Here is a 4,686-nt window from a genome sequence, read left to right on the forward strand (position 1 = left end):
GGCGGCCCGTCCGGCTTTGGTGGCGGCGTTGGCCCGCCGGCAGGCCAAGCCGGTGCTCTACGTGACTCTCAGCGCCGAGAGCGCCCAGCGCGCCGCCGACGATCTGCGCCAGTGGTTGGCCCCCGATCAGGTGTGGCTTTTCCCCGCTGCAGATGCGTTGCCCTACGAGCAGATGTCTCCCGGTGTTGAGGTGATCGGACGCCGGTTGGCGGTGTTGCGCAGTTTGCGCGCCGGTGCGGTGAGCGGTGTGATTGTCACCTCGGTGAAGGCGCTGATGCAGCCAACGTTGCCGCCCGCCGAGCTTGATACGGCCACGATCCGGTTGCGGCGCGAGATGCGGCTGCCGGTTGAGCAGGTGGTGCAGACGTTGTTCGCCAATGGCTATCAGCGCGCAGCTATGGTCGAAGCTCCCGGCGAGGTGAGCCGGCGCGGCGCGATTCTCGATGTCTGGCCGCCGGGTGATGAGTGGCCGTTGCGTATTGAGTGGTTTGATGATGAGATTGATAGCTTGCGCCGGTTCGACCCAGCCACCCAGCGCAGCGAGCAGCGGTTGGAACAGGCTGAGATTGGCCCGCCCCACGAGATTCCGCTGTGGCGGGTTGCCGAAGCGTTGCGCCGGATCGATGCGCTCGATCTGAGCGGGTTGCGCCGCGAGGTGCACGAGGAGTGGGCCGCCGCCCGCTCCCAGTTGGCCGAGGGCCAGCGGTTTGAAGGCCGCGCGTTCTACGCCCCGTTTTTCGTTGATCAACCCGCCACCCTGCTCGATTATCTGCCGGCGGGTAGTGTGGTGCTATTGGCCGAATCCCATCTGCTCGCCCAGCACGCCAGCGAGATCGATACCCAAGCCGCTGAGTACCGCGATCAATTGGTGGCGCTGGGTGAGTTGCCGTCCACTTTTCCTCGCCCCTATCTGCGCTGGGAGGAATTGGAACTGGCCGCTACCGCGACGCTGATCGTCGCCGATCTGAGCCACAATGAGCATGCCGGGGCGCTCGCGCCGCCGCTGTTCGGCGTGCCGCCGCTCTACGGCGGCCAGCTCCGCCGCTTGATTGAGACCATTGTCGAGCAGGTGCGCGCCGGTGAGCTGGTCGTAGCGGTGACCGCTCAAGCTGCCCGCCTGCAAGAGTTGGTCGGCGAGCAGGTCGCCGGCGAGACGACACCCGGTCGTTTTGTGCCCATCCATGGCGGTCTAGAGGCCGGGTTTACCTTGCCCGATCTGCGCTTGATCTTGCTCACCGACAGCGAGATCTTCGGCATTCGCCAGCGCCGCCCGCTGAGCGAACGGCGACGCAAGGCGAATCTGGCTGACCGCAACGCCTTTTTGCGCTCGCTCAAGCCCGGCGATTACGTGGTGCATATCGAGCACGGGATTGCCGTGTTTGATGGCATGATCCGGCGTACTGTCGGCGAGGTCGAGCGCGAGTATCTGGTGTTGCGCTACGCTGGCGAAGATAAGATTTATGTGCCGGTTGACCAGATCGACCGTGTGACCCGCTACATCGGCGCTGGCGATGGCCCTCCCACCCTCACCCGGCTCGGTACCAAAGACTGGGAGCGCACCAAGCGCAAGGTGCGCGCTGCCGTGCAAGAGCTGGCTGAAGAGTTGCTCCGCCTCTATGCCCAGCGCCAGCTCAAGCCCGGCTATGCCTTCTCGCCCGATAATGAGTGGCAGCGCGAGTTGGAAGCCAGTTTTCCCTATCTCGAAACGGATGACCAATTGCGCGCGATTGTCGAGGTCAAGACCGACATGGAAAAGCCAACGCCGATGGATCGGCTGGTCTGCGGCGATGTCGGCTTCGGCAAGACTGAGGTGGCATTGCGGGCGGCGTTTAAGGCGGTGCAAGACGGCAAGCAAGTGGCGATCTTGGTGCCGACCACGGTGCTGGCTCAGCAGCATTTCGATACCTTCCGCAAACGCATGGCTGCCTTCCCGGTGACGGTGGAAATGCTCTCGCGGTTTCGCTCGCCCAAAGAACAAGATGCCATCGTGCGCGATCTGGCGCGGGGCAAGATCGACATTATCATCGGCACCCACCGCTTGCTCTCGAATGACGTGGTGTTCCGCGATCTGGGGTTGGTGATCGTCGATGAAGAGCAGCGGTTCGGCGTGCGCCACAAAGAGCGGCTCAAAGTGCTGCGCGCCGAAGTTGATGTGCTGACCCTGACCGCGACTCCGATCCCGCGCACGCTGCACATGGCGCTGGCTGGGATTCGTGACCTGAGCGTGATCGATACGCCGCCCGAAGATCGCATCCCAATCAAGACCTATGTTGTGCCTGTAGACGATCATCTGGTGCAAGAGGTCATCCGGCGCGAACTCGAACGTGAAGGGCAGGTCTACTTTGTCCATAACCGGGTGCAGAGCATCTACCACGTCGCCGAGCGGTTGCGCCGGCTGGTGCCGGAAGCGCGCATTGCTGTCGGCCATGGCCAATTGCCTGAACGCGAGTTGGAACGGGTGATGATGGACTTTTTCGAGGGGCGCTATGACGTGCTGGTCTGCACAACGATTATTGAGAGCGGCCTCGATGTGTCCAACGCCAATACCATCATCATCGACGATGCGACCAACTACGGTTTGGCCCAGCTCTACCAGTTGCGCGGCAGAGTGGGGCGCGGCGCGACGCGGGCCTACGCCTACCTGCTCTACCAGCCGGCCCGGTTTATGACCTCTGACGCGCGCCAGCGGCTGGAAGTGATCCAAGAAGCGACCGAATTAGGAGGCGGTTTTCGCATTGCGATGCGCGATCTTGAGATCCGCGGTGCGGGTAATCTGTTAGGGGCCGAGCAGTCGGGTCACATTGCCGCCGTCGGATTCGACCTCTACTCGCGCTTGCTGGAACAGGCGGTGCGCAAACTCAAGCGCGAGGTGGACGCCGCCGCTGCCGATCAGACCACAACTGTCACTGCGGTTGAGATGGCCGAGAGTCTGCGCGCGCCCACCGTCTCGGAAAAAGTGCTGGTGGCGCCGCTGGTGACGATCGATCTCCCGCTGACCGCCTACATCCCGCCTGCCTACATCGCCGACGAGCGCGTGCGGCTGGCGGTGTACCAGCGGATGATCGATGCCGCCACCATCGAGGAGGTGCGCGGTTTGCGCCAAGAGCTGATCGACCGCTTTGGCGGGCCGTTGCCCGAACCGGTGCAGCACCTGATCTTCTGGTTGCAGATCCGGTTGTTGGCGCTACAAGCGGGGGTGGTCTCGATTACAACCGAAGGCGATGTTTTTCTGATCCGGCTGGCCACGCTGCTCTCGCCGGCGCTGCGCGAACGGCTGCGCCGCCGTTTCCCGCGTGATAAGGCGCTGGCCTTTGGCCAGCAATCAATCCGGCTCGACCGGCGGTTGGCGGGGGCGCAGTGGCCAGAACGATTGCTGGCGGTGGTGGAAGCGATGGTGTGAGGGGCGTTACACCCGCACCAATTGCCCGCGACGGAAGGCGACAATCACCTGTTCGCACTGATACTTCTGCCGCGCGCCGGTGAAGATCACGCCATCGTAGCCGTAGCGGTCAAGCCACCACTCCACGGCAGCATCCGTCTCGATATCGAGACCGAGGCTCGCCGCTTCGCGTTGAATCTCCTTCACTTGGTGCTTCCACTGGCCAAGATCGGCTGTAAACGGGCGTTCAATCCGCGCGCGGTAGTGGCCGGGTGTCAACACGAAAAAGCGCTGCAACCAATTCCGCCGTTCAGGCTCAGCGACCTCAACCAACAGCAACCCGCGTCCGGCGGGAGTGCGCTGCTGCACGTCACCGCCGAGTAGTTGGTAAGTGCCGCGCGTAGCGCTGCCGTCAACCCAGCTGTCGGCTTCCCCCCGGCTCAACCGCCGGATCGTCTCGCGCAGATCAGAGACGCGCGGAATGCGGGGTGGCGCCATAATCTGGATCGCCGGAATTGGGTGCTCGACCGCCGTCTTACCATCGCTGGCGCGCCACTCGGTATGCGTGATCTCCATCGGCGGATTGCTGCCTTCGCAGTAGCGAAAGCCAAGCCGTTCGCGGCCCTCTTCCGCTTCGGCGGTAGCGGTAATCGTCACGTGTAATTGCAACCCGCCGCCGCACCCCGGCGCCGGAAACCAGATCCGTTCGGCCACAAAGGTAAACGCCATCCGCGACCCCGCCCGCGCCTGCCGTTCCGCGCGCCGCCAACCTTGGCCGTTCAACCCGCTCCAACCGCCGACGACGGCGCGCAAGGGCGCATAGATCGCAACCACCGCTTGCGCTGACGGCGGATCATCGAGCACCCACATCCCCGGCGGAATCGCGCCGGAAGAGGGCAGCTTGACCGTGCCGCCGATCACGCTCTGCTCGACGCGCGCATTGGGCAAGCGCACCGTCATGCGTCCCGCACTTGATGGCGGCGGCGGCGGTATCGCCGGCGTTGCGCTGAGCGCATGCCCGCACTCGATGCAAAAACGCGGATCACCCGGCGGCAGCAGCGCGCCGCATTGCGGGCAAAACCGAAGAGTACGGTGGGCGGTATCCATAGCGGCCTCCTGAGACAATGCATGGCTTGGTGGTGCAATGGCGCAACGTCCGGCTGGTTCGCCTGCGCCCATCCTTGATTGAGATGAGATGACCGCGGAGGGTGCAGCGGACGTAGCAACTCATTTGGCCTATAACATGACCCTCCCTGCCTATTCCCGCTGAGGGGAGAGGTATGTCTCCCTCCCCCAGCGGGGGAGGG

Annotated in this window: 2 protein-coding genes; one reads left to right on the forward strand and one right to left on the reverse strand. The window is 63.9% G+C overall.

The genetic code is table 11. The features are described 5' to 3' along the window. Positions 1-3,400 (forward strand): transcription-repair coupling factor (mfd, locus tag U9R81_RS06495; protein WP_322494695.1); only part of this gene is annotated, 3,400 nt, incomplete at its 5' end. Between the two features lie 6 nt (positions 3,401-3,406). Here the strand turns inward: mfd and U9R81_RS06500 are convergent. Then, positions 3,407-4,486, reverse strand: coding sequence for a zinc ribbon domain-containing protein (locus tag U9R81_RS06500; RefSeq protein ID WP_322494696.1), 1,080 nt, complete (start codon positions 4,484-4,486; stop codon positions 3,407-3,409). Between the last annotated feature and the right edge of the window lie 200 nt (positions 4,487-4,686).

This window comes from Chloroflexus sp. (assembly GCF_034435895.1).
Classification (GTDB): Bacteria; Chloroflexota; Chloroflexia; order Chloroflexales; family Chloroflexaceae; genus Chloroflexus.

Coding starts and splice junctions, on each gene's coding strand:
- U9R81_RS06500 (WP_322494696.1), bottom strand. CDS start 4,486: ATGGATACCGCCCACCGTACTCTTCGGTTTTGCCCGCAATGCGGCGCG.